Source organism: Pseudomonas sp. Marseille-Q5115, from assembly GCF_916618905.1.
Taxonomy (GTDB): Bacteria; Pseudomonadota; Gammaproteobacteria; order Pseudomonadales; family Pseudomonadaceae; genus Aquipseudomonas; species Aquipseudomonas japonica_A.
This window is the reverse complement of sequence record NZ_CAKAKI010000001.1, coordinates 2,129,502-2,154,119: the sequence shown is the minus strand read 5'-3', so window position 1 is coordinate 2,154,119 and position 24,618 is coordinate 2,129,502. Positions and strand designations below refer to the sequence as shown.

The 24,618-nt window shown below is 60.6% G+C and carries 23 protein-coding genes; 8 read left to right on the top strand and 15 right to left on the bottom strand.

Going from position 1 to position 24,618, the window contains the following annotated elements; genetic code table 11:
• Window positions 1-30: 30 nt before the first annotated feature.
• Both LG385_RS10000 and LG385_RS09995 read left to right on the top strand, forming a co-directional pair.
• Window positions 31-1,221 (top strand): CaiB/BaiF CoA transferase family protein, encoded by a 1,191-nt coding sequence (locus LG385_RS10000; protein ID WP_225774140.1) that lies wholly within the window; start codon window positions 31-33, stop codon window positions 1,219-1,221.
• 28 nt (window positions 1,222-1,249) lie between these two features.
• Window positions 1,250-1,390 (top strand): DUF2256 domain-containing protein, encoded by a 141-nt coding sequence (locus LG385_RS09995; protein WP_225776215.1) that lies wholly within the window; start codon window positions 1,250-1,252, stop codon window positions 1,388-1,390.
• Window positions 1,391-1,471: 81 nt separating this feature from the next.
• On the opposite strand, the gene LG385_RS09990 is transcribed toward LG385_RS09995, so the two are convergent.
• The 5 genes from LG385_RS09990 to LG385_RS25720 form a co-directional block, all read right to left on the bottom strand.
• Complete coding sequence (locus LG385_RS09990) at window positions 1,472-1,708, bottom strand: hypothetical protein (protein WP_225774139.1); 237 nt, start codon at window positions 1,706-1,708, stop codon at window positions 1,472-1,474.
• Window positions 1,709-1,928: 220 nt separating this feature from the next.
• On the bottom strand, window positions 1,929-4,487 hold the full coding sequence (locus tag LG385_RS09985) for a glycosyl hydrolase family 28-related protein (RefSeq protein ID WP_225774138.1): 2,559 nt from the start codon (window positions 4,485-4,487) through the stop codon (window positions 1,929-1,931).
• A gap of 303 nt (window positions 4,488-4,790) precedes the next feature.
• Complete coding sequence (locus tag LG385_RS09980) at window positions 4,791-5,495, bottom strand: hypothetical protein (RefSeq protein ID WP_225774137.1); 705 nt, start codon at window positions 5,493-5,495, stop codon at window positions 4,791-4,793.
• A gap of 79 nt (window positions 5,496-5,574) precedes the next feature.
• Window positions 5,575-6,189: a hypothetical protein gene (locus LG385_RS09975; protein ID WP_225774136.1), complete on the bottom strand. Its 615-nt coding sequence runs from the start codon at window positions 6,187-6,189 to the stop codon at window positions 5,575-5,577.
• 144 nt (window positions 6,190-6,333) lie between these two features.
• Window positions 6,334-6,798 carry a CGNR zinc finger domain-containing protein gene (locus LG385_RS25720; protein WP_413247316.1) on the bottom strand — a complete coding sequence of 155 codons (465 nt, stop codon included), beginning with the start codon at window positions 6,796-6,798 and terminating at the stop codon, window positions 6,334-6,336.
• Window positions 6,799-7,590: 792 nt separating this feature from the next.
• Here LG385_RS25720 and LG385_RS09965 point away from each other — a divergent pair.
• Window positions 7,591-8,883 carry a tyrosine-type recombinase/integrase gene (locus tag LG385_RS09965; protein ID WP_225774135.1) on the top strand — a complete coding sequence of 431 codons (1,293 nt, stop codon included), beginning with the start codon at window positions 7,591-7,593 and terminating at the stop codon, window positions 8,881-8,883.
• 27 nt (window positions 8,884-8,910) lie between these two features.
• Here LG385_RS09965 and LG385_RS25440 read toward each other — a convergent pair whose 3' ends face one another.
• A complete protein-coding gene (locus LG385_RS25440; RefSeq protein ID WP_263974685.1) occupies window positions 8,911-9,045 on the bottom strand; it encodes a hypothetical protein in 135 nt (44 codons plus the stop codon).
• A gap of 120 nt (window positions 9,046-9,165) precedes the next feature.
• A complete protein-coding gene (locus LG385_RS09960; RefSeq protein WP_225774134.1) occupies window positions 9,166-9,939 on the bottom strand; it encodes an AraC family transcriptional regulator in 774 nt (257 codons plus the stop codon).
• Between the two features lie 187 nt (window positions 9,940-10,126).
• On the opposite strand from LG385_RS09960, the gene LG385_RS09955 reads away from it, so the two are divergent.
• The 3 genes from LG385_RS09955 to LG385_RS09945 are packed head-to-tail and all read left to right on the top strand — an operon-like array spanning window position 10,127 to window position 13,336.
• On the top strand, window positions 10,127-11,053 hold the full coding sequence (locus LG385_RS09955; RefSeq protein ID WP_225774133.1) for a 4-hydroxyproline epimerase: 927 nt from the start codon (window positions 10,127-10,129) through the stop codon (window positions 11,051-11,053).
• A 43-nt stretch (window positions 11,054-11,096) separates the two neighbouring features.
• Window positions 11,097-12,044: a dihydrodipicolinate synthase family protein gene (locus tag LG385_RS09950; protein ID WP_225774132.1), complete on the top strand. Its 948-nt coding sequence runs from the start codon at window positions 11,097-11,099 to the stop codon at window positions 12,042-12,044.
• A 14-nt stretch (window positions 12,045-12,058) separates the two neighbouring features.
• Entirely contained in the window at window positions 12,059-13,336 is a 1,278-nt protein-coding gene (locus LG385_RS09945; protein WP_225774131.1) for an NAD(P)/FAD-dependent oxidoreductase, read from the top strand.
• An 11-nt stretch (window positions 13,337-13,347) separates the two neighbouring features.
• Here the strand turns inward: LG385_RS09945 and zigA are convergent, their stop codons facing one another.
• Window positions 13,348-14,559 (bottom strand): zinc metallochaperone GTPase ZigA, encoded by a 1,212-nt coding sequence (gene zigA, locus LG385_RS09940; RefSeq protein WP_225774130.1) that lies wholly within the window; start codon window positions 14,557-14,559, stop codon window positions 13,348-13,350.
• A 162-nt stretch (window positions 14,560-14,721) separates the two neighbouring features.
• Between zigA and LG385_RS09935 the strand changes: the two genes are divergently transcribed.
• The gene (locus tag LG385_RS09935; protein WP_225774129.1) at window positions 14,722-15,582 is read left to right on the top strand and encodes an urea carboxylase-associated family protein; all 861 of its coding nucleotides are present in this window, start codon (window positions 14,722-14,724) and stop codon (window positions 15,580-15,582) included.
• A 20-nt stretch (window positions 15,583-15,602) separates the two neighbouring features.
• Here the strand turns inward: LG385_RS09935 and LG385_RS09930 are convergent, their stop codons facing one another.
• The 5 genes from LG385_RS09930 to LG385_RS09905 all read right to left on the bottom strand — a co-directional run bounded on the left by LG385_RS09930 (window position 15,603) and on the right by LG385_RS09905 (window position 21,522).
• On the bottom strand, window positions 15,603-15,761 hold the full coding sequence (locus LG385_RS09930) for a sensor histidine kinase (RefSeq protein WP_263974684.1): 159 nt from the start codon (window positions 15,759-15,761) through the stop codon (window positions 15,603-15,605).
• Window positions 15,758-16,588, bottom strand: a complete 831-nt coding sequence (locus LG385_RS09925) for a hypothetical protein (protein ID WP_225774128.1) — start codon at window positions 16,586-16,588, stop codon at window positions 15,758-15,760. The genes LG385_RS09930 and LG385_RS09925 overlap by 4 nt, the downstream gene beginning before the upstream one ends.
• An 81-nt stretch (window positions 16,589-16,669) precedes the next feature.
• Window positions 16,670-19,177, bottom strand: coding sequence for a glycosyl hydrolase family 28-related protein (locus LG385_RS25520; protein ID WP_318781392.1), 2,508 nt, complete (start codon window positions 19,175-19,177; stop codon window positions 16,670-16,672).
• Between the two features lie 118 nt (window positions 19,178-19,295).
• Complete coding sequence (locus LG385_RS09910) at window positions 19,296-20,621, bottom strand: APC family permease (protein WP_225774127.1); 1,326 nt, start codon at window positions 20,619-20,621, stop codon at window positions 19,296-19,298.
• A 79-nt stretch (window positions 20,622-20,700) separates the two neighbouring features.
• The gene (locus LG385_RS09905; protein ID WP_225774126.1) at window positions 20,701-21,522 is read right to left on the bottom strand and encodes a carbon-nitrogen hydrolase family protein; all 822 of its coding nucleotides are present in this window, start codon (window positions 21,520-21,522) and stop codon (window positions 20,701-20,703) included.
• A 131-nt stretch (window positions 21,523-21,653) separates the two neighbouring features.
• On the opposite strand from LG385_RS09905, the gene LG385_RS09900 reads away from it, so the two are divergent.
• Entirely contained in the window at window positions 21,654-22,472 is an 819-nt protein-coding gene (locus LG385_RS09900) for a helix-turn-helix transcriptional regulator (protein WP_225774125.1), read from the top strand.
• A 28-nt stretch (window positions 22,473-22,500) separates the two neighbouring features.
• On the opposite strand, the gene LG385_RS09895 is transcribed toward LG385_RS09900, so the two are convergent.
• Window positions 22,501-23,418 carry an alpha/beta hydrolase gene (locus tag LG385_RS09895; RefSeq protein ID WP_225774124.1) on the bottom strand — a complete coding sequence of 306 codons (918 nt, stop codon included), beginning with the start codon at window positions 23,416-23,418 and terminating at the stop codon, window positions 22,501-22,503.
• 139 nt (window positions 23,419-23,557) lie between these two features.
• Window positions 23,558-24,577: an alpha/beta hydrolase gene (locus LG385_RS09890; RefSeq protein ID WP_225774123.1), complete on the bottom strand. Its 1,020-nt coding sequence runs from the start codon at window positions 24,575-24,577 to the stop codon at window positions 23,558-23,560.
• Window positions 24,578-24,618: the final 41 nt, after the last annotated feature.

The following is a 24,618-nucleotide window of genomic DNA, read 5'->3' as shown; positions in this document are numbered from 1 at the left end:
TGCAAATTCCAGGAACATCGAGGCCGCCCCATGACTGCTCTTAGCGGAATCCGCGTCATCGAGATCGGAACGCTCATCGCCGCGCCCTTCGCCGCGCGGTTGATGGCGGAGTTTGGCGCCGAGGTGATCAAGATTGAGGCTCCGGGGCAGGGCGACCCGCTTCGGAAGTGGCGAAAACTGCACAACGGCACATCCCTCTGGTGGTATCTCCAATCCCGGAATAAAAAGTCCCTGGCGCTGAACCTCAAGTCCGCTGAAGGGATCGACATCGTCAAGCAATTGGCCGAAAGCGCCGACGTGCTCATAGAAAACTTGCGCCCCGGAGCGTTAGAGAAATTGGGCCTTGGTTGGGGCGTGCTGCACGCACTCAACCCAAAGCTGACCTTGGTGCGTATTTCGGGTTACGGCCAGTCCGGCCCTTACCGCGATCGCCCAGGCTTTGGTGCGATTGGCGAGGCCATGGGAGGCATCCGTTACACCACCGGGAGCCCGGACTCACCGCCGGCTCGGGTGGGCGTCAGCCTTGGCGACTCACTGGCTTCAATGCATGCGGTGATGGGGGCGCTGATGTCGCTGCTTCGAGTAAAGACGGGGCAGGGTGATGGCCAAGTCGTCGACGTCTCCCTGGCTGAGAGCGTGTTCAATGTGATGGAAAGCCTCGTACCCGAATACGCGATGCTTGGCCATGTCCGCGAACGCAGCGGCGGCGCCTTGCCAGGTATCGCCCCTTCCAATACCTATCCAACTGCTGACGGCGGCTATGTGGTGATCGCTGGCAATAGCGACCCCATCTTCAAACGCCTGATGGCCGCGATTGGTCGGGTAGATTTGGCCCAGAACCCGGCGTTCGCCCACAACGACGGCCGGGCTGCCGAAAGTGACCTACTTGACTGGGCCATCAGTGAATGGAGCTCCAAACTGCCAATCGAGCGCGTGCTTGAGGCACTGGAAAAAGCAAAGGTACCGGCGGGCCGCATCTATTCCGTTGCCGATATCATCGCCGACCCTCACTACCAGGCACGCGGCATGATTCTGGATGCTCAACTGCCAGATGGCGCTGCGATCAAAATGCCCGGGATCGTTCCCAAGCTCTCGGATACTCCCGGCAATGTGAACTGGCAAGGGCCCACCCTCGGGCAGCACACTCAGGCCGTGCTTGCCGAACTGGGGATGAGCAATAGCGCGATTCAGCGGTTGAAAGATGAGGGGGTTGTGGAGTGAGCGTTGCCTGCTTGGGCCACTCATGCTTATGAAAAAAAGCGAATTACCTACCAAGGACTGCGCTGCCTGCAACCGCCCTTTCTCATGGCGCAAGAAATGGGCGCGCTGCTGGGACGAGGTGCGGTATTGCTCCGAGCGGTGCAAACGCCATAAAGGTGGGAGCCGGTGAAGGTCGCTAAGCCTTGGCCGCGACCGGTTTGGCGGCCAACGCCAGGTCGCGGGCAAGCCCTGCTGCCACGTATGCTTGTGGTCAGCGCGGATTCGGTTGGTCATCCATTTCAGCATTGTCCGGGTCCATATCGGGTACCCCCTCTTCATAAGGCGTAGGCGATACGTCAGCCGGCGCCTCACCCTCGTTGTCCGGAAGCTCGTCGATACCCGGCTCGTCGCTCGGGTTCAGGTTCGTGCGCCCTGGGCTCAGCGGCGGGGGTGTAACAGGTGGCAAATCGTTCTCGCCGGCTACGTTCATTTGAAAGCGCTCGGTCATGTTTACCTCACCGTCAGTCATTGGCCGTGGTCTGGATAACCAAGGTTGATAGGGTTCATGAGTGGTGGCGCAAAACGTCGACCGGTAGGCTTGCCATGCGCCACACATTCATAACGATGGGGCCAATGGCGACGGCCATGGTTCCAACAATAATCTGGGATGTGAGCGCCGCCGCGGGGACGGCCGTCGGCGCTCTTCATCCTTGTGGGTTCAAAAGGAGCTAGGCGTGCACGCCGGGGTCTGTTGAGGCTACGCCTAATGTGGTTAGCTCAACCCCATCGGCGACCGCGAATACGAAATTCCCTGCTGTTATCTGATCAGCGAGGTTGCCCGCCAAGCCCACTTCGAAGCTGTGTCCGTCAGCATCAGGCTCCTGGTTCTTTATGTAGGTGCGGTCAGTGGCAGCACTGTATGCGACCCGTACGGTTGTGCCGCTGCCGTCTCCAAGGCCTGTGAAGCCTAATGCGGATACGTCGAGGGTATCGCGTGCGAACGAGAAATCAGTGATCAGATCGGCGCCGCTGCGGAAGCTGTCGTTCACGCTGAGATAGCGGAAGGTGTCTGCGCCTGAGCCGCCCGTGAGTTTGTCTTTGCCCGCGAGCCCAATGAGGATGTCATTGCCCTGGCCGCCATCCATGACATCATCCAGCGTATCAATTGTGTAGGGAATTAGCGTACTGCTACCAATCAACCCCACTTCAACGCCTGGGTAGGGGGAGGGGGCGAAAAGGAAGTCCTGGTCATATGCACCAACTATCGCAAAACGGTTGCCGTTCGCGTCGGCATCGAGGGACTGGTAGACGTTAGAGTCAAGGACTTCGTCATAATCACCGATCAGGGTGCCGTTATGGCCATCGCCTATGCCAGTAAAGCCCAAAGCCGATACATCAATTACGCCCTCGTTATAGCTAAGTGTGTCGAGCACGCGTTCGCCCTTCGCATCATTGATATAGCTATCGGTGATTGCGGTATACATGAAAATGCCTGGCTGCCAAAAGGCACCTAGAACGTCGGCGCCAGCACCGCCGTACACCACAAAATCGCCGGCTACTGCCCAGATACTGTCATTACCCTCATTACCGAAATAAACGTGCCCCTTGAATTCATTTTCGCTGGTGTCGTCGGCTTGGTAGATGTCGTCGTCTCCATTGGTACCCTCATAGAAGTCAACGAAATTGCGTGCGGTCAGCTTGTCTCGGTAATCACCTGTCAGCGCTACGGCGAAGCGGTTGCCATCGGCATCGGCGTCCAGGCTCTCCAGCACGGTGGTATCACTGGTCGAATAATAGCGAAGCGAGAGTGTGCCGTCGTGACCATCACCTACCCCTCGAAACTTGATCGCGCTCAAGTCAAGAACATCCCTGTCCACATCGAAGCCGGTGATCACGTCGCGGTGTGCTGCGCTGGCGGCATCCATGTAACTGTCGCTGACCTTCTCGAAGGCAAATGTTTCGAAGCCTGTGCCTGCGATTAGCTTGTCCACATCGGCACCGCCGATTAACAGCGAGCGGTAATTCAGTGCAGTGAGGGTATCTCGACCAGCCCCGCCGTTGAGGTAATCTGAGAAAGCACTGTTGAGGCGATCATTGGCATCGGTGCCGTATAGCCTGAGCTCCACCCAATAGGTCGGGTCATCATTGGGCCGCGCGCCTTGGCCTTGAAAACCCAACAAAGTATTGCCCGAAACGTAATGAAGCACGCTCCCATGCAGCACCGGAGCGGTGATGCCGTAGGTGGAATTCACACCGGCCGTGATGGCGTTGTCTGTGAGGTCAAAATCAATGTCGGCCGCTACTGCTGGCGTCCCGTCTTCGCCAGCGGGCAGTCCCTCAATCAGGATTTCGCTTCCTGGCCCATTGACCAGGTTTTGATGGATAGCATTGTGGTCGATATGGATGTTCTGGGTGCCCGCCAGGAATAACCCTTCATCGCCATTATCGTGGATATCCACCCGGGTGATCGTGGCGCGTTGCATATTTTCCAGCTTGACCCCCACGCCGCCGTTGCCGTACACCGTGCCACCGCCTAACGTGTCCTCGCCGTACTGGAAATTCTTTGCAGGCTGCGCATAGCCAGTCAGCACAATGCCGGCGTCGCCGTTGTCGTGGGAATTGCTGTTCAGTTGTACACCTGCATAGGTGGTTCCAGAGCTGGCCATGTGAAGGTCGAAGCCGTCATCCCCATTTGCGTACGCCTCGTTGTCCGAGAACCGTACAGAATCGCTGCGGCCTGCCCGGGTGGCGAAGCGGGTCGCGAAGCCGTCTTCACCGTTGTCGTGAGCAACACTGTCGTTGACCGTCAGCCCGTCTGTAAGGGTGTTTGCCACCAAGCCGGAGCCACTGCAGTCGGCCAGTTCGACACCAGAAACCAGGAAGTCCTGCGTATGGGCGTCAGGATTCGTGGCACTACCCGTCACCAAGCCATTCACAACGCCGGTAGTCGCGGCTTGATTGCCGTCAATGGTGAGATCGCTCACGCCAGCATCGAGGGTATTGTGACTCGCAGAGGTACGAACGATACCGTCGATGGCATCCGAGCCGTCGGCGAGCTTCAGCGTGGTAGCGCCTGCGCCATCGCCGGCGAGTGCTACGTTGCTCTTAAGGGTTAGGCATCCTCCATCCGCATTAGGCCCGCTGACGATATAGGTGCCTTCAGGCAGAAGGACTTGGCCACCCCCAGCCTTGTAGGCCGCGTTGATTGCAAGTTGGATGGCGTGCGTGTCGTCGGTGACACCGTCGCCCTTTGCGCCATAGTCCAGAACGTTGAATACAATGCTCATCTGTTTGTCTCTAGGTGAGTAGGGTAGGCCGGACTACAGCGTGGAGGGCAGGGAAGCTTTGACCGCACCGCAAACACTCGGCACAGTCAGACGGTAGCACCAAGATGCGAGTTCAGGAGTGTGGCTTTTAAGCAATTGAAAATTGCCGGAAGGCGAAGCAAGACCTCGTGTCAAGCCAGCATTCAGGTCTTTGGAGGGGGCGTAAGCACCAGGGATGAGGATGGCCATCTCACTCTGGTTTAGCTCACGAGGTCAGCTGAACAGGTAGTTCAGTGGGTCGAAACGATAGCGTTCTCAAGAGTTTTACCCCGCTGATGGCTTAGGCTTCCCGATCCACCGCTGGGCTTTGTAGCAGCCATTGATATCGACAGCCTTTTGCGCATATTCCGAGCGCTGCGCGCGATTATGCGCCCCAAGCAGCCAGAAGATTTCTGCTTGATAGTCACGGCTGGTAGCCCATTGGAACCCAGCACCTGAAGCCTCCTCACGACGGCAAGCCAGATTCATGGCAGGCTGCGGAAAGTAGCTTTCATAGGATGGCGCAGGTACCTGCATGGCTTCTAACGCAGCCTGATATTCAAGCGTGTCGGCATAGGCATAACATGCTGACTCAATCACCACAGCCGGAGGAGCAAAGCCGTGGCTCAGGCTTTTTTCCAGCAATGTACAGGCCTTCTCCTGGTTACCTTGAGGTAAATACCCCAGATAGATCAAAGCGAGGCGGTATTGGGCAATCGGATGTTCTAGCGCTGCAGCCTGTTCGAGCAAGGGAACGGCGATGTGTAGCTCCAAGCTGGCCTTCGCACCCAACGAACGATTTGTTGCTTGTATCCCCGGGGCTGGCGATTTGAGATCCACAGCCCCGAGGCTTTTGTCCGCCTCTTGTAGATGCGGCACTGCCTTCTGATAAAGGCTCTCGCTGTGAGGGTCAATTTCAAAGGTATCGGCCAAGCAAACTGACGGAAGCACACAAGCCAGCAAAAAAAGGCTCGAACGGTGTAAAGGCATATTGCGACGTTCCTGTGCTACTAGCGGTCGGTGAGTAATGCAGGGTAGGGGGGCTACCTCGTGTGCGCCGCCACATGGCTCAACCAGCTGATGGCGGCAGCGCCCGGCCCATGGTCCTGGCATGAATCTCACCGCGTTCTTCCTCCGTGATAAAACCTGTAACGGGGGAATAGCGACGAAGGTCGCTACCGTGTTCCCCATGGCTCATCACAAGGTCGAACATCTCCTGAAATTCGCCTCGAAGCAGCGCACGCCACTCTTCGCTCTGGGGTGATTCACCGTTCACTATCGCGATTCTATCCAGGTTAGCTACAGCGCGTTGTCGCAGTTCCGGATTCTCGGCGAGCTTGGCCAGGTTGGCCTTCTGGTACTCGTATGTCAGCAGGTATCGTTTTGCATGCCCTAGCTGTGTAGCAGCCTCACGAAAGGCTTGGAATCTCTCATCCTTACCGCTGGTATCAAGGGCAACCACGGTTTTGATAAGCAGTTCAGTGGCCTTGCGCTCATCAAATATTGCATACACGCCACCGCCAGCGCGGATGGCGATACTGTCTTGTTTGACGGCAACCTCTGGTACGCCGTCGTAGTCGCCTGACTTGCCCGCAGTGACCGACGCCAGGGCCGCCATGACCTCCGGGACGCTGGTAATCTGGATCGCAGCATGAAAAAGCTTTTCGAACTCTGGCAGTAGCATCTGGTAATCCCTCTGCGAATAAACGGTGCAACATTCCCAGTGGTTTGTCGACCTGAAAGCCTCAGGGTATAGCAACTCGGTTGAAATCCCTCCACTTAAAGGAGGAGGGCGCTCTGGCGGCTGTCCAGGCTATTGCAATCCGCTTTATCGGGGATTTCTCCTGGATCGAAACGCTGCCACCTTCATACGGTTCCCGCAGGTGGCCATATCGCACCAGCGTCGCCGATGGGACTTACTCAGGTCATGAAACAGCAAAACGCAATCGTGTGCCTCGCACTGGCGTACGAATTCAAACTTATCGCTCGTGACCAGATGCACCACAGCGTTAGCCATAGGCCACAGCAAGCTGGCTGGACTCGTGTCCCTAGGGCGGCAGCCGATTCGAAATTCCCGCGCCTCGCCATCCCATTTCAACTTGCTTATTGGCCGACGTGCCTCAAGCACATTGGGGGTAAGGTCTGCTGGGGAGTGCCTTATGGCTGCATGCGCCACACTCCATAGAGATTCGCGAAGGTCGCGGGCTTTCAAGGCATCGGCAGTCCGCTCGTCAGGCGTGGATAGCCCAGTCGCCAGCCGCTGGCGTACCTGAAGGCTGTTAGGCAAAACCATTTATTCGAAATCCTGACGAGAGAGGAAACGACCCTGACATACTATTTAACATAATGCGCATTATCGGTAACAGGATATTACAATATCGCACCGTCGGTGAGGCGTTGGAAACGAGCCCAGTCACGTCTCAGTGACTTGCTCGCCGACCCTCTCGCTGAAACAGCCCGCCACTGTGCCAACCTCTCGCTACATGGCGGCCTGTATCGAGCTCCCCTGGCTACGGCAGATCATGCTGCCAGGTGCTGTCGCTGCTCACTTGTCATGGAATGGTCGCTACAACGTTCATCGCTGCGGCACGACAACTCCAGGCAGCGTGCCGCATTCGTCAAGCTGTTCAATCCGCAGCAGGCTTCGAACGTGCCAGGCGTTGCATGCGCATACTGCACATCACAACGCAGCTGTAGCTATGGCGACATGTATAGCGCGCTGCGTCCCACACGTTCAGATACCGACCAAGCCGCGTGATCCTGAAAAGCTTATTCAAGCACCCACCAGGCACAGCTACCTTAGGGCTGGTCCGAGGCATACAAATCCAACGGCAATCGCCAGGGTGCGCTCTGGAAGTACAGGCCGGCCATACCGCTCCACTAATACGCCAAAACACAGTTGAATTCGTTTAAAGGAGTTGCTGCCCCTTACTCTTGACAAGAGAGCGATTTACAAGCCAACTAGGGCTCTCGAAAGAGCCCCATCACAAATGTAATATCCGATAACTACCAGACCCGGATATTGCAATTTTCTCGTTTTCAAGGCACCCTGTTCTACGTTTTATCGCCTTTGAGACATCGCCATATGGCAGCCCGCCCGTTACCCCTGTTCGATACCTACGATCGCTTTCTCGATTTGCATTTCATGAACATGGCAGGCGAACGTGCGGCGGTACTTGCGTTCCTCAACCAGTGCGATGAACAAACTTGCGCTGTTGAAAGTTATCAGGCGGTTCGGAGTTTCCTTAAATCCTACGCAGGCAACGAAGCAACGTTCACGTCCTATCGTACTCATGTGGAACGTTTGCTGTTATGGGCCCTCCTCGTCGCCGGCAAGCCTCTGCTGGAACTACGCAGGCGCGATGCCGAGGCGTTCATGGAGTTCTGCCTCAACCCACCCGCGGCCTGGGTCGGCCCGGTGGTGAAATCCCGGTTTATCCGCCAGGGTGGCCGCAAGGCGCTCGCTTCCGATACCTATACAGCCAACCCGGCCTGGCGCCCGTTCAGCGTCACCATCGCCAAACGTGAGCGCAAGATCGCAGCGGAAAGCATGGCCGGCCTTCCCCCGGCGGTTTACAAGATGAGCCAAGGTTCGGTCGCTCAGGTATTCGCCGTATGTGGCAGCTTCTTCCAGCATGCGATTGACGAAGGCCTGACTGAAGTCAATCCGTTCCGTGCGGTGAAACAGAAGTCTGTCTACAAGCAGCGCAATACCGTGGATGTCGCATCGCGCTCGCTTACTCAGCTCCAGTGGAACTTTGTTATCGAAACGGCGGAAACCATGGCGCAGGAAGACCCTGCCCATGAACGCACCTTGTTCATCGTCGCCACGCTTTATGCCATGTACTTGCGTATCTCGGACCTTGTTGGCCGGGATAACTGGGCGCCCACCATGGGAGACTTTCGGCGGGACAGCCGCGGGCACTGGTGGCTGCATGTGGTGGGCAAGGGTAACAAGGCGGCGAAAATCAGCGTGCGGGATGACTATGTTCAAACGTATCTGGTTCGATACCGGCAATACCGACAGCTTTCTCCCCTGCCCTCACCTCACGAAAAGCTGCCGCTGATCAGCACGCTCAAGGGGCGCGCAGGGTTGTCAGATCGGCATATTCGGCTGCTGTTACAGCAGGTATTCGATCGTTCGCTGCTGCGTATGAAAGCCGAGGGCTGGAGCGACGACGAAATCGATCAACTGCGCTCGGCTTCGTTGCATTGGCTGCGACATACTTCGGCAACCTTTGACGCCAAGCATCGTGACATGAAAGATCTGCAGGCAGACCTTCGTCACAACAGCCTCAGCACTACCCAGAATACTTATTACAACTCGCTGGACGAACAACGTGCACACTCGGTCAAAGACTTGAAAGTCAAGGTGTAACCCGCTGCGCAAACTATTGCGATGGCGTTATTCGACGATGCAAACCCAGCGGTGGTTATGCCGGTAAGGTGCCCGGGTGAAATGGATATCAGATACCAGCTTCATCCCGTGTTGTTGCAGGGTGCGGGTGAGTTGTTCAAGAGTATCGGCTTCGATGGTCATGGTAGTAACCTCTACAAATGTCCAGCATTCATAGTTCTTGACCCGATCGCTTTTGCCGAAATTCACTTTTTAAGTATGCATTCTGTGTAGTCACCGGACGAACGGAGCTCTGCCGAAGGTTCACTGACCTTTCGTCTGCCGGTACTGCCGGGGCGTGAAACCAGTAAGCAGTTTGAATTGCCGCGTGAAAGCGCTGTGGTCGGTGTAGCCGCAGCGCAACGCCACTTCGATGATGGGCAGGTCTGTGCCTAGCAGGCGGTGAGCATGCTCCAGGCGCACTTTCTGGATCATCTGGCGGGGCGTCAGGTGGAACACGCGCTTACAGTAACGTTCCAATTGGGCGATGGAAATACCCGCGATTTTGGTTAGGGCGGCGAGGGTTACCGGCCGGTTGAAGTGCTCGCGTATATAAGCCTCAACGGCGGCCAACCGCTCATACGCCGGGTGGGTTTCGCTGGCGGACTGCAAATCCAGAGAAATACCAGCCAGGCCAAAGATGTCGCCGTTGCGATTATACAAGGGCCATTTATGAGTCAGGCACCAGCCCGGTTCCTGCGAACCATATAAATGCAGCTCCAGCTGGTCCTGCAGTATCAGCCCTTGCTGCAGTACTTTCCTGTCCTGCTCCGTATAACCGGGCCCCAGTTGCGCGGGAAATACTTCGGCACTGGTTTTGCCTAGCAACTGCCCGGCGTGTTTGTATCCGCAGCGTTCCACCAGAGCGCGGTTGGCGAGCACATAGCGCGCGTCGATATCTTTCAGAAAGATGGCAGCATTGGGCACCACGTCGAGCAAAGGCACCAGGGGCGCCACGGCCTCCAGCAGCTCGTCCAGCCTATCAGGGCCTTTTGAAGTACCGGGTTGAAACAGCGCGGCGAGCGAACCGGGGGTCATGTACGGCCTGACTAGGGTGGTATCCGAAGTGACAGCTTGCGGCCGCTCAACGCGGATTGTCCATGGCCACGCCCCATGCGCCTGTGCAATTGTGCTGAAATCGTCATTCCAGTGGCGCAAACGCATCAAGCCATCCGCTCGCCAGCACGCGCACCCTTAGGCACCTGCCAACCCTGCTGGAGTGCCCATGCACCGTCTTCATGTCATCGACTCCCACACCGGCGGCGAGCCTACGCGGCTGGTGATGAGCGGTTTCCCTGAACTGCCGGGTGGCAGTATGGCGGAAAAACGCGACGCCCTTCGTGAGCACCATGATCGCTGGCGGCGTGCCTGCCTGTTGGAGCCCCGTGGCAACGACGTACTGGTTGGCGCGCTGTATTGCGAGCCGGTAACGCCGGGCGCTACGTGCGGCGTTATCTTTTTCAACAACGCCGGCTATTTGAACATGTGCGGTCACGGCACCATTGGCCTGGTCGCGTCGTTGTATCACCTTGGCCGCATCGGGCCAGGCGTACACCGGATCGACACGCCAGTCGGCCTGGTCGACGCTACGCTGCACGAAGGCGGCGCTGTTACGGTGCGCAACGTTCCAGCCTGGCGCTATCGGCAGCATATCGCGGTGACGCTCCCCGGCCATGGCAAGGTTTATGGGGATATTGCCTGGGGTGGCAACTGGTTCTTCCTGGTGGCCGATCATGGTCAGCGCCTTGAACTGAACAATGTCGAAGCACTCACGGCTTATACCTGGGCACTGCTCCAGGCGCTCGAAGCCCAAGGCATCCATGGAGAAGGCGGTGCCCTTATCGACCATGTGGAGCTGTTCGCCGATGACGCTCAGGCCGATAGCCGCAACTTCGTGATGTGCCCCGGCAAGGCCTACGATCGGTCCCCCTGCGGCACGGGCACCAGCGCCAAATTGGCCTGCCTGGCGGCGGACGGCAAGCTGGCTGCCGGGGAAAACTGGGTACAGGCCAGCATTACCGGCAGCCGCTTCGAGGCACGGTACGAATGGGACGGCGAACGCATCCGGCCTTTCATTACCGGCCAGGCTTACCTTACCGCCGACAGCACGCTATTGATCGACGAGCAGGACCCTTTCGCCTGGGGCATCTGAGCGGCTGATCCCTTTACCCCACCTCACCTTCCGGAGAACCCGCATGAACACGTCGACCTTTAGTGGCTGCATCCCTGCCCTCATGACCCCTTGCACGCCGTCACGCACACCGGATTTCGACGCACTGGTCGCCAAGGGCCGGGAGCTCGTCGATATCGGCATGAGCGCGGTGGTGTACTGCGGTTCAATGGGCGACTGGCCTTTGCTCACCGAGGCTCAGCGCCAGGAAGGTGTTGCCCGGCTAACCGCCGCCGGTGTGCCGACCATCGTGGGCACCGGCGCGGTGAACTCTCGCGAAGCGGTCTCCCATGCCGCCCATGCGGCGAAAGTGGGCGCTCAGGGTTTGATGGTGATCCCGCGGGTATTGTCGCGCGGGTCTTCCGCCGCTGCCCAGAAGGCCCATTTCGCGGCGGTACTGCAAGCGGCGCCCGACTTGCCGGCGGTGATCTATAACAGCCCCTATTACGGCTTCGCCACTCGTGCAGACCTCTTTTTCGAGCTGCGCCAGGCGCACCCCAACCTTATCGGCTTCAAGGAATTCGGCGGCGCGGCAGACCTGCGCTATGCCGCCGAGCACATTACCTCCCGGGATGAAAGCGTAACCCTGATGGTGGGCGTCGATACCCAGGTGGTGCATGGTTTCGTCAACTGCAACGCGACTGGCGCCATTACGGGGATCGGCAATGCATTGCCACGCCAGGTGCTGCAGCTGGTTTCGCTGAGCAAACAGGCCGCTGAAGGCGACGCCAGGGCTCGGCAATTGGCCACCGAACTGGAGGCCGCGCTTGCCGTGCTGTCCTCCTTCGATGAAGGCACTGACCTGGTGCTCTATTACAAGCATTTGATGGTGCTCAACGGCGACCTGGAATACAGCCTGCACTTCAACGAAACCGATGCTTTGAGTGACGCCCAGCGCCACTATGCCGAGAGCCAGTACCGCCTGTTCGCCCGCTGGTACGCCAGCTGGGCAGCCCAGCACAACCTTGCGTGAGCGGTACCGCGCCCATGGGATTAGCCAATACTGTACCTGTGCCACACCAGGTGGACATCATTGTTGTAGGAGCCGGGGTGGTCGGTGCTGCGTGCGCCCTGAAACTCGCCCGCCAAGGGCTGAAGGTGGAAGTAGTGGACATGCAGGCGCCGGGCCGCGGCGCCTCCTATGGCAATGCGGGGCACCTGGCAACCGAGCAGGTGTTCCCCATTGCCGACGCCTCGATTCTCAAGCGCCTGCCCGGGATGTTGCTGGACCCGATGGGCCCCCTGCGGCTGGATTGGCGCTACCTGCCGCAGGCTACGCCTTGGCTGGTGCGGCTGTTGCTCAACCTGCGCCCGGGGCCGTTCAACCGCACGGTCGCCGGGTTACGCGCACTGAATGAAAGCAGCCTGGCCGCATGGAAGCGCCTGCTGGGGAGTATCGACCAACCGGCATTGCTTCGGCACGAGGGGTCGCTGCTGGTGTATGAACAGCCGCAAGCCCGCGCCGGTATGGATGGCCTGTCAGCGCGCATGCGCGCACAGAACGTACCCGTGGACGAGTGGAGCGCCAAGGCCATACAGGCCGCCGCGCCGCAACTGAGCGAGCATATCGCGGGTGGGCTGTTCTTCCCGGCAACCGCCCATGTGGTTGACCCTTTCGCCGTGGTGCAAGCGATGGTCCGCGCCGCCCAGGCCGCAGGGGTTCGCTTCCGTCAGCAACAGGTCACGGGCGGCAGCGTCAGCGGTCAAGGTGTAGTGCTGCACACCGGCGAAGGCGCGTTGTCCGCGCGGCGCGTGCTGATTGCCTGTGGTGCTCACTCGGCCGCGCTCACTCAAGCGTTGACGGGCAAGCGGGTACCGTTGGAGACCGAGCGTGGCTACCATCTGATGCTGCCTGCCGAGCGGGATCGGTTGCCGTTCGCCGTCACCTCGCTGGAGCGCAAGTTCATCATGACGCCCATGGCCGAGGGCTTGCGCCTGGCGGGCACGGTGGAATTCGCCGGGCTGCATCGCCCACCCAACATGGGCCGCGCCTGGCAACTGCAACGGTTGAGCCAGGGCCTGTTCCGCGAAAGCCTGAATACCGAAGGCGCCACGCCCTGGATGGGCTTTCGCCCTTCCCTTCCCGACTCACTCCCGGTAATCGACCGGGTAGCCAATGGGAAGGTGCTGCTGGCATTCGGTCACCAACACCTGGGCCTGACGCAAGCGGCTATCACTGCAGAAATGATCGGAGCGCTGGCTGGCCCCGGCGAAGCCCCTCATGCATTGCCGGACCCAACGCCCTATCGGTTGGCGCGGTTTTGAACACGCCTGGCTTACTCGAATGGGTCGTCCAACCCGAGCCAACCTTCGGGGCCGTCTCCCATTTCAGCGTCGGTCAGCAGGCAGCTGTCCAGTAGCTGGATAAGCGCACGCTCGTCCATGCCTATCCCGATCAGCACCAATTCCTGCCGAGCATCACCCACGGCGCTGTCCCATAGCGCCTCGATGGCTGCACGGTCTTCGGCTGCCGTGGGCCACTGCTCCCTGGGCACGGCGGCCCACCACAGCCCGGCGGGCCCATGCCGGCAGATCGCACCGGCCTGCGACCATTCGAAGGCGTGTTGCGGTCGGCTGGCCAACCAGAAAAACCCCTTTGAGCGCACCACGCCGGGCCACTCCTGGTTGATTGCAGCATGCAGCCGCACAGGATGAAACGGACGCCGCGCACGGTAAACGAAGCTGCCTACACCATAGGTGTCGGTTTCCGGCAGGTGCTCGCCGCGCAATGTCTTGAGCCAACCTGGCGCCTGGGCTGCCTGTTCGAAATCAAACAGGCCCGTGCCGAGTACGCGGTTCAATGCAACCTTGCCGAACCGCGCGGTTTCGATACGCGCCCGGGGGTTCAGCCGTTGCAGGATCGCCTCCAGATGCTCGCGCTCGAGGTCGGTGACCAGGTCGAGCTTGTTCACCACTATCACATCGCAGAATTCCACCTGCTCGATCAGCAGATCGACCACCGCACGCGTGTCCTCTTCACCCAGCGCCTGGCCCCGCGCCGCCAGGTCGTCTTCCGAGCCGTAGTCATGCAAGAAGTTGAACGCGTCCACCACCGTCACCAGCGTGTCCAGGCGAGCGACATCGGAGAGGGAACGGCCGTCTTCGCCAGCGAAAGTGAAGGTTTCTGCAACCGGCAGAGGTTCGGAAACACCTGTGGATTCAATCACCAGATGATCGAAGCGGCCCTGCCCCGCGAGCCTGGCGACTTCTATCAGCAAGTCTTCCCGCAAGGTGCAGCAGATACAGCCGTTGCTCAGCTCCACCAGGCTTTCCTCGGTTCGAGAAAGCGCCGCCGCGCCGCCTCGCAGCAAGGCGGCATCAATATTGACTTCAGACATGTCATTGACGATCACCGCCACCCGCCGCCCGTCGCGGTTGGCAAGGATATGATTGAGCAACGTGGTTTTACCTGCCCCGAGAAAGCCCGACAGCACCGTTACGGGCAGGCGGGCGTCAGTGGCGGGTGAAGCAAAGGCAATCGGGCGCATGAACAGCTCCAGTGAAGTGGCACCGTAATGTTATGTTATAACCATCAATTGTCAATACGTGCCTGTTTGCCAGCCCTCACATCAAGCGCTCGCAAGCGCCCGCAGGGCCCGGTACAGTAAGCCGAACGCCCCGCCCTTCGCCTGATCACGCGAGACCTTGCCATGAAAGGACATTCCACTACCGTCGTGCCCCTGGACGCAGCGGCGCGCCGGGCGATCAAGCCGGTGATCTGCTACCCGGTCGAGAGCCTGCCCCGGCCGCACTTGGCCAGCTATCAGGCGCTGAGGAACACTCTCAGGTTGGTCGAAACAGTCACCGTGGCACCGCGCAGCGCCGCTACCTGGTCGGTGCCCGCCGGGCATTTCTGCCGCATTGTTTGCACAGACGGCCCGCAGGTGGGCGACCTCAACCTGTTCAACGCCCATGACCTCAGCGAGCGGCTGTATACCGGTAAAACCCGCGCGCTCAACGGTACCCACGTGGGCGTCGGCGACCAGCTGTTTTCCAGTTTCCCTTACCTGCGACCCATGGCGACCCTCACCCACGACAGCCTGGACTGGTATGGTTTCGATGAATACGGCGGTGCGGTCCATGATGTGATCGGCACTCGCTGCGACCCGTACACGCATAATTTGCTCAGCCATGGTGGCCAGTATCATTACTGCTGCCACTCCAACCTCACTCGCGCGCTGGCGGATACCACGGGCCTACCCCTGCGGGAGGCCGAAGCCCATGTGCACGATGTGCTGAATGTGTTCATGTGTACTGGCTTCACGCGGGATACCGGGCAGTACTTCATGAAAGCCAGCCCGGTACGCCCGGGTGACTACCTTGAGTTCTTCGCCGAGATCGACTTGTTGGCCTGCATGTCGGCGTGCCCTGGGGGGGACTGCTCCTCCGAACACTCCTCCGATAGCGTGGCGTGCTACCCGATGAAGGTCGAAGTGTATGCGGCCGCGTCGCTACCCGAAGGCTGGGTACCGCCGGCGGTCAATGGGTATGACCGGACGCATGGGGTGTAGGGGCTGCGGGAACAGCCAGGTTAATCCCGCCTCACCGGCAGGGTAGCGGTAAACAACGTGCCGCTGCCCTCCTCGGACGCTACCTCCACTTCGCCACCATGGGCGCGTGCAATCTCCCTCACAATGAACAGCCCCAGGCCAACACTGCGCGCGTCGCCACGGTCCGATCCTCGGCTCATGGCGTCAAACAGCGTGGCCCTGGCTTCGGCTGGAATGGCTGGCCCGCGTTGTGTACGGACACGCGTAGCTGGTGCGCGGTGATTTCAGTGGTCACCCGCACGGGGTGATCAAGGTCACCGTATGCCACGCTGTTGGCAGCCAGGTTGGCCACCAGTTGGCGGACCCGGTCCCCGTCGAACAGTGCCATGCCCTCGCCGCTTTGCCGATGCTCGATGACCGCTTGCGCAAAGGCGATCCGCGGCTCGCTCAGTGCGCTGGCCACTATCAGCCGGTCCCGAGCCAATTCATAGGTTTCCTGCAGCTCATCCCGAGCCTGGCGCAGCGCGGCTTCAACGTCGGTCTTGGCCTGCGACGCCAGTTCGGCCGCCTTGCGTGCGGCAAGAATTTCCCGCTCGTAGCTGTCGCGGTCGGCCCTCTCGAAAAACGCCAGGTGATGATAGGAAGCCCCGTCGCGCTCGCTCCGCACACCGATGATCATCATCACCACCCGCTGCCTCCGCCCGTTGAGTACGTCGAGCTTTACCCCGCGCACCGAGCCTTGGATTCGCATCAGCGGCAACCAGTGCGTCTGGTGAAAGATCTTTCCGCCGATGGTCAAAAGGTCCTGGGCATAGCCTTTCAAATGCCCGTATTTGAGGCGGTCGTAGGCCGAAAGGTCCGACCCACCCGCGCCCACCAGGTCATAGGTAATTACCCGGAACTGCTCGCTGAACCCGGGCGCCAGTTGCCGCCACATGCTCTGATCGCAGCCGAAGCCGTGTGAGAACACAAGCGTTACCGGCCCATCGCCGCTTACCTGTACGTTGTTGCGACGTTCGAGATCCATCACTGCACTCCATCTGGACAGGCGCGGTTTGAGGGGTTGCGCGCAACGGCACGATACATGGCAGCCTGCAAAACAGACGTCCTACGCAGGTTGCGTCGCAGCGCCAAGCAAATGGAGGTCTGCGGTGGGTTCTGGTTGCGCGAACACGAAGTTGTCGGCGCTCAACGAGTTGGCAATCTCTCCAGCCCAGCGGATTTCAAACAAGCGTCCCTGAGCATCGGCGTCCAGGCTGCGCAAAAAGGTACGCCCGGAGTCTTCGACCAACGTGAGCGTGCCGTCATGGCCATCACCCAGCCCTGTATAGCCGAGCGCGGAGACATCCACATGGTCATCGTAAGCGGAGAAATGGTTCAGGGTGTCGGTAAACACCTGCCCCAGCCGGTAGCTGTCACTGACCTGGGTGTACACAAAGGTGTCGTCTCCGGTGCCGCCGTCCAATGCGTCCGAGCCTCCACCGCCTACCAGCGTGTCGTTGCCTACGCCGCCGAACAGGCGATCCTTGCCCTCCCCGCCACGCAATACGTTATCGGCCGAATTGCCGGTCAGGGTATCGGCCCCCGATGTGCCGAACACGTTATTGTCCAACCAGTCAGGAACGGTGCTGGGCCGGGTGCCATAGTCGTGAGCGAATACAATGCTGGTGTCTGCCAGTGAGGCCTTTTCTACGCCTTGCAGCAGAACCTCGAAGTGGAAGCCGCTGGTATCGCTGTCCAGGGATTTGAGCACGGTTTTCGTGCCGTCCGCGCTGGCAATCAATTTGAGGGTAGTGCCGTGGCCATCTCCCAGCCCAGTGAACCCCAGCGCGGAGACATCGATCTGGTCACCTGCCACAGCGCTGAAATCCACCAGAGTATCCCGTCCCTGGGTGCCATTGGCCACGTTTGACCGCAGGCTGTCGCTCAACTGGCTGTACACGAAGGTATCGGCACCCGCGCCGCCAGTCAGCGTGTCGCCGCCGGCATCGCCGTACAGCAAGTCGTCACCGCCCTGGGCGAGGATGCGGTCGCGGCCTGTGTCGCCATGGAAGGTTTCCGCCGTGTTGGCGCCATTGAGGGTATCTGCGGCCCTTGTTCCGCTCTGCTCGCCCTGCAGGTTGGCAGCGGTAAGGCCAGACAAGTCACCCTGCAATACCAGTTCGAACCGATCACCGTCGGTATCTGCTTCGAGGTTTTTCAGGTACGTCACGTCCCGTGTGGGGTCATACACCAGCCGCAGCGTATCGCCGTGGCCATTACCCAGGGCGCTGAAGCCCAACGCGGTGAGGTCGAGCCGGTCCTCGCTCAGGTTGAAATCCGTGATGCGGTCGGCATGGCTCTTGGTACCGTCCCGGTAGCTGTCGCTTGCCAGGGTGAAGCGGAATACGTCGGCGTCCGCACCGCCGGTAAGTACATCCGCGCCCCGGCCGCCCTCCAGCGCATCCTCACCCTGGCCGCCCTCGAGGCGATCATTGCCCAGGCCACCGTGCAATTGGTCCCGTACGATGGTCGCGCCAAGCCGGTCTGCACTGTCGGTACCGTAACGGATGACCCAGGGGGCATTACCACGGGCCACGCTGTCTTCCCCGGCCGCCACGATGGGCGCCACCGAATGGGTCACGATATTGTCGGCAATCAGGTTGTCGTGGCCCACCTGATAGCCTTCGGCGATGCCGTAATAGGCGTAGCGGCCGCCGTACACCAGGTTGTGGGTCGCCGCAATGTTGACAGCCGTGATCGTTTCGTTGCCGTTCCAGCCGTCGATATTGATCTCAACCCCGGAAAACTCGTCCTGAGCGTTGTTGTGTACGATGTTCTGGTCGATCACACCGTTGCGCGAGCCATCGCTTTCAATGCCGTAATTGGTGTTTTCGAACACCTCAACGCCACGCACGGTGTAGCCGTCCACTTGCAGCGTGTGTATGCCCTCGCCGCCGTTGCCCTGCACATTGCCACCGTCGACCAACAGGGCGTTAGTGGCACCGTCGGTGTCATACAGCAGAACGCCGTCCTGGCCGTTACCCACGGCGTCACTGTCCAGCAGCTTGAGGTCGCCGGCCAGATGGAACCCCGCCGCGCCGTTGCCAAAGGCCAGTGAATCCTGAATCACCCCCTCGGCCTGGCCCTCGGCGAGCATCCCGTCCTGGCTGTTGAGGCGGGCCTCGGCATTGCTGACCAGAAACGAGCCCGTGGTACGCAGGTCGAAGCCCACGCCACTGGCCTGGCGCACTTCCACGGCCGAGATCGTCACGTTGTCGTGATCGCCGCTCACCCAGCCATTGACCGTGCCTGTGTTGTTTTCCCGGTTGCCATCAAGGGTCAGCTCGCTGGCGCCGCTGTTGTCGCCGTTATTGAACACCAGTGCCGTGGCACCCGCTGCATCGTCGGCCAGCTCAATGATGCTCGCGCCAATGCCGGCGCCCATCAGCCGCGTGTTATCGCCCAGCACAAGGCAGCGACCAGTGGCCCCCGGGGACACCACATAGGTGCCCGGGCCAATGTAAACGTCTCCCCCGTTCACACCTGCGGCGTCGATGGCTGCCTGTATCGCTGCAGTGTCATCCGTTACGCCATCGCCCACCGCGCCATAGTCTTTCACGTCAAACGTAGCCATGTGCTTCTCCCGTCGCGCCTGGCGTTCGTGGTGAAGGATGGGTTACGAGTCGAACGGTGCGCGTGGGTTTACGGTAGCTGATAGGCGCCGATGTGCTTCAAAACCAGGTGCCCGGGGGTCAGGTTGCTTCCTGGAAGTCCATCTCGGGTGGTTGCCGGCGGAACCCGCCCGTGAGCCAGGCCAGCCAGCCACAGCCAAGTACGAGCCAGCTTATGCCAAGAATGACGGCGGCGCGGTCAAGGCTGACCATCAGCCACAGGTCCGCTATCAGGCCGATCGATGGGCACAGCAGGAACAGCAGCGCTTCTCGAACCCCGCGGCGCGTGCCGCCGATCCAGTAATGGAAAATCACCGACAGGTTGACGAGGCTGAACGCCAGGAACGCCCCGAAGTTGATGAACGACGTGGAAGTGGTGACGTCCAGCTTCAGCGCCAGCAACGCCACCACCGCACACAGCACAATGCTGCTGACCGGCGTACCGAAGCGCTCGCTCAGCCGGCCGAACACCAATGCTGGCAGCACACCATCGCGGCCCATGGCATACAGCAGCCGGGAGCCGCTGGCCTGCGCCGATAAGCCCGAAGCGAACTGCCCTACCACCAGGCCAATCAGGAAGACCGAAACGAACACGTCGCCTCCGATGTTCCGAGCGATTTCGTAAGCCGCGGCATCGATGTTCTCGAACTGCGCCCCCGGGTGGGCCAGTTGCACGAAGTACGACACCCCTACGAATATCAGCCCGCCCGCCAGCGTGATCAGCATGATGGCCCTGGGGATGGTGCGGCGCGGGTCGCGCGTTTCTTCGGTCAGGGTGCTGACCGCGTCGAACCCGAGGAAGGAGTAACAAGCAATGGCCGCGCCGCTCATGATCAGCGGCATTTGCAGATTGCCGCTGGTGAAAGGTACCAGTGACCACAGCGGCGTATGCCCATCACCGCCTATATAGTGGATGCACAAGGCCACGAACGCTGCCAGCACCAGGAACTGCACAAGCATCAGCAAGGCGTTGACGGTGTTGGCCAGCTTCAAGCCAACGATATTGATCGCGCTGGTCGCCACGATGAACGCCAACACCCACACCGGTTGCGGCACCGACGGGAATGCCGAGCCCAGGTAGGCCGCGCCAATCAGCCAGATCGCCATGGGCAGGAACAGGTAGTCGAGCAGCACAGCCCAGCCGGCGATAAAGCCCAGCCGGGGGCTGATAGCCTTGCGCACATAACTGTACGCCGAGCCGGCCACGGGAAAAGCCGCGGCCATACGGCCATAGCTCATCGCAGTAAAGAACATGGCAATCAGCGCAGCCAGGTAGGCTGCAGGCACCTGGCCGTCTGTGGCCTGGGCGAGAATGCCAAAGGTGCCGAGCACAATGATAGGGGTCATGTAGGCGATGCCGAACAGCACCACCGACCCCAGTGAAAGGGTACATTGCAAACGAGCCATGAGCGACCACTCCGGATTTATAGGTTTTATGGCAGAGGTAAAGTGCGGCGCAACAAACGTTCTTGTTTTGAAAAAGCGGTTATGCCTGGGGGATCAGCAACTCGCGAAGCCCGTCGGGATGCTCGATCACCTGGCCGGGCAACCGCAGCCGCTGGTCGTGCAGGTAGCGGTAGTCCTGGCGCGCGGCGGCCAGTTGGGCGAAGTCCAGCTCTACCGTGAAGCAGGTTTCGTCGCGGCCGGCTTCATGGAGCAGCGTGCCGAACGGGTCGACCAAGGCGCTGCCACCGGCAAACACCAGTGCCCCATCCCCTTCGCCCACCCGATTGACCATCAGCGCGAAAGCCTGATTTTCCTGAGCCCGCGCCATGATCGCGGTGCGGTGTACCGGGCCGTAGGGGTCCATGTTGCCGTTGGTGACAATGATCAGGTCGGCGCCCAACTGCGCGAGGGCCCGGGCTGATTCCGGGAACTCGATGTCGTAACAGATCAACAGGCCTACCCGTACGCCATTCCACACGCAGGTGGCGAAGCGGTCCCCGGGGGTGAAAACCCCGTGGTCCGACGCCCACAGGTGGGTTTTGCGGTAGCGCAGCGCGATGCCGTCCGGGGTGATCAGCACTGTGGTGTTATAGAACTGGCCCTTGTCGCTTTCCGCCAGGCCTATCACCACCGAGATACCGCGTTCCTTGGCGGCGGCTTGCACGGCAGCCACCGTAGGGCCATCCAGCGGTTCAGCCACGCGCGCTACGGTTTCCCGGGACGGAAAGCCCATCAGGTGCGTTTCCGGGAAAACGATCAACTGGGTGTCAGCGGCGCATTCAGCGATCGCCCGCAGGGCCTGGGCAAGGTTGTGGGCAGTATCGTTGTCCTGCCCTGCGAGCTGGGCGAGTTCGACCTTCATGGGTGCTCCTCAAGGTTCTTGTGCTTGCCCGCCGTAAACTACTGGCCGGCGGGCGGCTGTGCGGGCAGTATGCGCATCAGCGCGGGCCAGGGGGTATTCCGCAGCTGAGGTAACCCATCAGGGGTAGAACGATGACAGTCACGCTTCAGGACATGGCATGGCACCGGTCGATCGCGCAATTGATCGAAGGCCTGGACCGCCCTAACTTCTGGGCACAGCTGGTGCGGCTGATACAGCAGCACGTGCCTTTTGATAGCTGGGTTGCTCTGCAATTCAGCAGCGCCGAGCGCCCGCTGGTGTTCGCCGAGTGCCCTGCGCAGGATGGTAGCCCTGACGAATTGTTCCAGGATTACCTCCACGGCCTGTACCTGCTGGACCCCTTCTATATCGCCAGCCGGGAGCGCCCGCACAGCGGCCTGTTCCGCCTGGCCGAGGTGGCGCCGGAACACTTTGAACTGACGGAGTACTACCAGCGTTACTTCCGCCTGAACGTGGTTGCCGATGAGGTGCAATTCAACTGCCAACTGGACCCGGACCGCACGCTGTGCCTTTCATTGGGCTGTACCCAGCGCTTCAGCCCTGAACAGATCGCCTTGCTGGCAATGATCCACCCATGGGTGGTCGCACTGTTGCGACAGCGAATGCCGTTCGAGGTGAGTGAGCCAACCACCGCCCCAGCGCTGGCGCCAGGCGTGCCCCGCACAGACACGTGGCGGGACCGGCTGGAAGCGTCGGTGCAACAGAACCGGGGCGCCCAGCTCACCGCGCGGGAACTGGACGTGGGCCGGCTGATGCTCAGCGGCTGCTCCAGCAAGGAAATCGCCCGCAAGCTGGACATTTCCGCGGAAACCGTGCGCGTTCACAGGAAGCACATGTACAGCAAGCTTGGGATCAAATCGCAGTCCGAGCTGTTTTCCATCTTTCTTCAGGCGCAAAACACGAGCAGTTGACCCCAGCGGTGTCTTGTAAGGCCTACCGTCAGCGGCAGGCTTTCACGAACGCGGCGGCCTGGTCCAATGCCCGTTCGCCCATGCGGCCGTTGCAGGCTTCCTTGAAAAACTGCACGAAGCCGTGTTGTACCTCCGGATACAGCGTCTCCTGAGCCGCAACCCCTGCCTTTCGCAGCTTCAGCGCATACGCGCGGCCTTCATCCTTGAGCGGGTCCAGCCCGGCGCTGATCACCAACGCAGGTGGCAAGCCATGCAGGGCTGCCCGCAGCGGCGCCACCAGAGGGTTATGGCGCTGCTCCGGCGGGCCTGGCACATAGCACTGCAGCGTAAGCTCCATCGCCGCCCGGGTGGGGAAATACCGGTCACCCAACGCCGCCCAGGATGCGGTGTCACCGATCCCGTCCAGGTTGGGATAGAACAACATTTGCCCGGCAATGCCTGGCCCTCCGCGCTCCCGCGCCAGCAGGCACACCGCCGCCGCCAGGTTGCCGCCGGCACTGTCGCCACACACGACGATCCGCTGCTCGTCACCGCCCAAGGCCTTAGCATTGGACTGCAGCCACGTCAGCGCGGCGAAGGTATCTTCCAGCCCGGCCGGAAAGGGCGCCTCGGGGGCCAGCCGGTACGCCAGCGACAGCACCAGTGCGCCGCTGCGGTTCGCCAGGGCGCGGAGCATGACGTCGTGGGTGTCGAGATCGCCGCAGATAAACCCCCCACCGTGGAGGAACAGCACCACGGGGCGGGAGGCATCGGACGCAGGGGAAGAAGGTACGTACAACCTGGCTGCCAGGGCCTGTGCCAGATGCGTCGCCGGGATGTCCATATCCCGCACTTCGGCAACCGGGTCCGGCGCGCCGGCCCTCGGGATCATCCCCCGATAACTGGCGCGCCCCTGTTGTGCGTAAGCCAGCAGGTCGGGATTGGGTTGGTAGGTGTCGGCGGGCATCAGGTAACAGCTCCTGGGGAATGATCAGCCCGCGACCATAGCCATTGGAGCTTCAAGCTACAAGCTACAAGCTACAAGCTACAAGCCAGGCGCGCTTAGCTTGCAGCTTGCAGCTTATGGCTTGCCGCTCAGAGGCCACTCAAAGGTGGGCTTTGAGCTCATTCGCGGCCTGGCGCATTGCAGCTTGTACTTCTAGCACGTCGCTCAGGGGGTTGAGCAGCCCGTAGTCATGGATCATGCCGTTGTAGCGCACGGCAGTCACAGGCACCCCGGCTGCGTCCAGCTTGCGGGCATAGGCCTCGCCCTCATCACGCAATACGTCCAGGGCCGCAGTTTGTACCAGCGCAGGTGGCAGGCCCTTGAGCTGTTCGGTGGTAGCGCGCAATGGCGAAGCGTGGATGTCGGCGCGTTGAGCGGCGTCGGTGGTGTAGCTGTCCCAGAACCACTTCATCATGTTGCGGGTGAGGAAATGCCCTTCAGCGTATTGCTGATAGGAGCCGGTGTCGAAGCTAGCATCCGTCACAGGCCACAGCAGGGCCTGGAAGCGCAACTTAGGCGTGCCCTGCTCCTTGGCCATCAGGCTTACTACCGCAGCCATGTTGCCGCCCACGCTGTTACCCGCTACCGCCAGGCGGCTGCCATCCACGTTGATCTCGCGGCCGTGCTCGGCTACCCAGCGGGTGGCCGCATAAGCCTGGTTGATCGCGGTAGGGAAATGCGCCTCGGGCGATGGGGTGTAGTCCACATACACCGCTACCGCGCCAGAGCCCACCACCAGGTCATGGATCAACCGCGCATGGGTTGGGTAGTCGCCCAGCACCCAGCCGCCACCGTGGAAAAACATGAACACGGGCAGCGCGCCTTTGACACCGGCCGGCCTTACAACCGTCAGCTTGATCGACTGGCCGCTGGCTTCGATACGACGCTCGCTGACCTCGGTGCCGCTCAGGTCCACCTTCACGGAATTCTGCGCGCCGGTCAGTACGGCGCGCGCATCCTTGGGCGACAGCTGTTCCAGCGGCTTGCCGCCGCCTGCGTTCAGGGCATTGAGGAAGGCCTGGGTACGCTGGTTGGCAATGGCATCGGGCTCGGCAGCGAAAGCGCTGCCAATGGACAGGGCGAGTGCAGTGGCGGTGAGGGTTTTGCGCAACAGGGTCATTGAGTATCTCCTTATAGTGATGAGGCGCCAGGGGCGGTTTC

What these genes read in the sequence shown, in the direction of transcription:
- LG385_RS09945 (WP_225774131.1), top strand. Translation starts at nt 12,059, where the DNA reads ATGGGATTAGCCAATACTGTACCTGTGCCACACCAGGTGGACATCATT.
- LG385_RS25720 (WP_413247316.1), bottom strand. Translation starts at nt 6,798, where the DNA reads ATGGTTTTGCCTAACAGCCTTCAGGTACGCCAGCGGCTGGCGACTGGG.
- LG385_RS09955 (WP_225774133.1), top strand. Translation starts at nt 10,127, where the DNA reads ATGCACCGTCTTCATGTCATCGACTCCCACACCGGCGGCGAGCCTACG.
- LG385_RS09900 (WP_225774125.1), top strand. Translation starts at nt 21,654, where the DNA reads ATGACAGTCACGCTTCAGGACATGGCATGGCACCGGTCGATCGCGCAA.
- LG385_RS09895 (WP_225774124.1), bottom strand. Translation starts at nt 23,418, where the DNA reads ATGCCCGCCGACACCTACCAACCCAATCCCGACCTGCTGGCTTACGCA.
- LG385_RS09960 (WP_225774134.1), bottom strand. Translation starts at nt 9,939, where the DNA reads ATGACCCCCGGTTCGCTCGCCGCGCTGTTTCAACCCGGTACTTCAAAA.
- LG385_RS09995 (WP_225776215.1), top strand. Translation starts at nt 1,250, where the DNA reads ATGAAAAAAAGCGAATTACCTACCAAGGACTGCGCTGCCTGCAACCGC.
- LG385_RS25520 (WP_318781392.1), bottom strand. Translation starts at nt 19,177, where the DNA reads ATGGCTACGTTTGACGTGAAAGACTATGGCGCGGTGGGCGATGGCGTA.
- LG385_RS09890 (WP_225774123.1), bottom strand. Translation starts at nt 24,577, where the DNA reads ATGACCCTGTTGCGCAAAACCCTCACCGCCACTGCACTCGCCCTGTCC.
- LG385_RS09935 (WP_225774129.1), top strand. Translation starts at nt 14,722, where the DNA reads ATGAAAGGACATTCCACTACCGTCGTGCCCCTGGACGCAGCGGCGCGC.
- LG385_RS09990 (WP_225774139.1), bottom strand. Translation starts at nt 1,708, where the DNA reads ATGACCGAGCGCTTTCAAATGAACGTAGCCGGCGAGAACGATTTGCCA.
- LG385_RS09950 (WP_225774132.1), top strand. Translation starts at nt 11,097, where the DNA reads ATGAACACGTCGACCTTTAGTGGCTGCATCCCTGCCCTCATGACCCCT.
- LG385_RS09930 (WP_263974684.1), bottom strand. Translation starts at nt 15,761, where the DNA reads ATGAGCCGAGGATCGGACCGTGGCGACGCGCGCAGTGTTGGCCTGGGG.
- LG385_RS09910 (WP_225774127.1), bottom strand. Translation starts at nt 20,621, where the DNA reads ATGGCTCGTTTGCAATGTACCCTTTCACTGGGGTCGGTGGTGCTGTTC.
- LG385_RS09925 (WP_225774128.1), bottom strand. Translation starts at nt 16,588, where the DNA reads ATGGATCTCGAACGTCGCAACAACGTACAGGTAAGCGGCGATGGGCCG.
- LG385_RS09965 (WP_225774135.1), top strand. Translation starts at nt 7,591, where the DNA reads ATGGCAGCCCGCCCGTTACCCCTGTTCGATACCTACGATCGCTTTCTC.
- LG385_RS10000 (WP_225774140.1), top strand. Translation starts at nt 31, where the DNA reads ATGACTGCTCTTAGCGGAATCCGCGTCATCGAGATCGGAACGCTCATC.
- LG385_RS09905 (WP_225774126.1), bottom strand. Translation starts at nt 21,522, where the DNA reads ATGAAGGTCGAACTCGCCCAGCTCGCAGGGCAGGACAACGATACTGCC.
- LG385_RS09985 (WP_225774138.1), bottom strand. Translation starts at nt 4,487, where the DNA reads ATGAGCATTGTATTCAACGTTCTGGACTATGGCGCAAAGGGCGACGGT.
- zigA (WP_225774130.1), bottom strand. Translation starts at nt 14,559, where the DNA reads ATGCGCCCGATTGCCTTTGCTTCACCCGCCACTGACGCCCGCCTGCCC.
- LG385_RS09975 (WP_225774136.1), bottom strand. Translation starts at nt 6,189, where the DNA reads ATGCTACTGCCAGAGTTCGAAAAGCTTTTTCATGCTGCGATCCAGATT.
- LG385_RS09980 (WP_225774137.1), bottom strand. Translation starts at nt 5,495, where the DNA reads ATGCCTTTACACCGTTCGAGCCTTTTTTTGCTGGCTTGTGTGCTTCCG.
- LG385_RS25440 (WP_263974685.1), bottom strand. Translation starts at nt 9,045, where the DNA reads ATGACCATCGAAGCCGATACTCTTGAACAACTCACCCGCACCCTGCAA.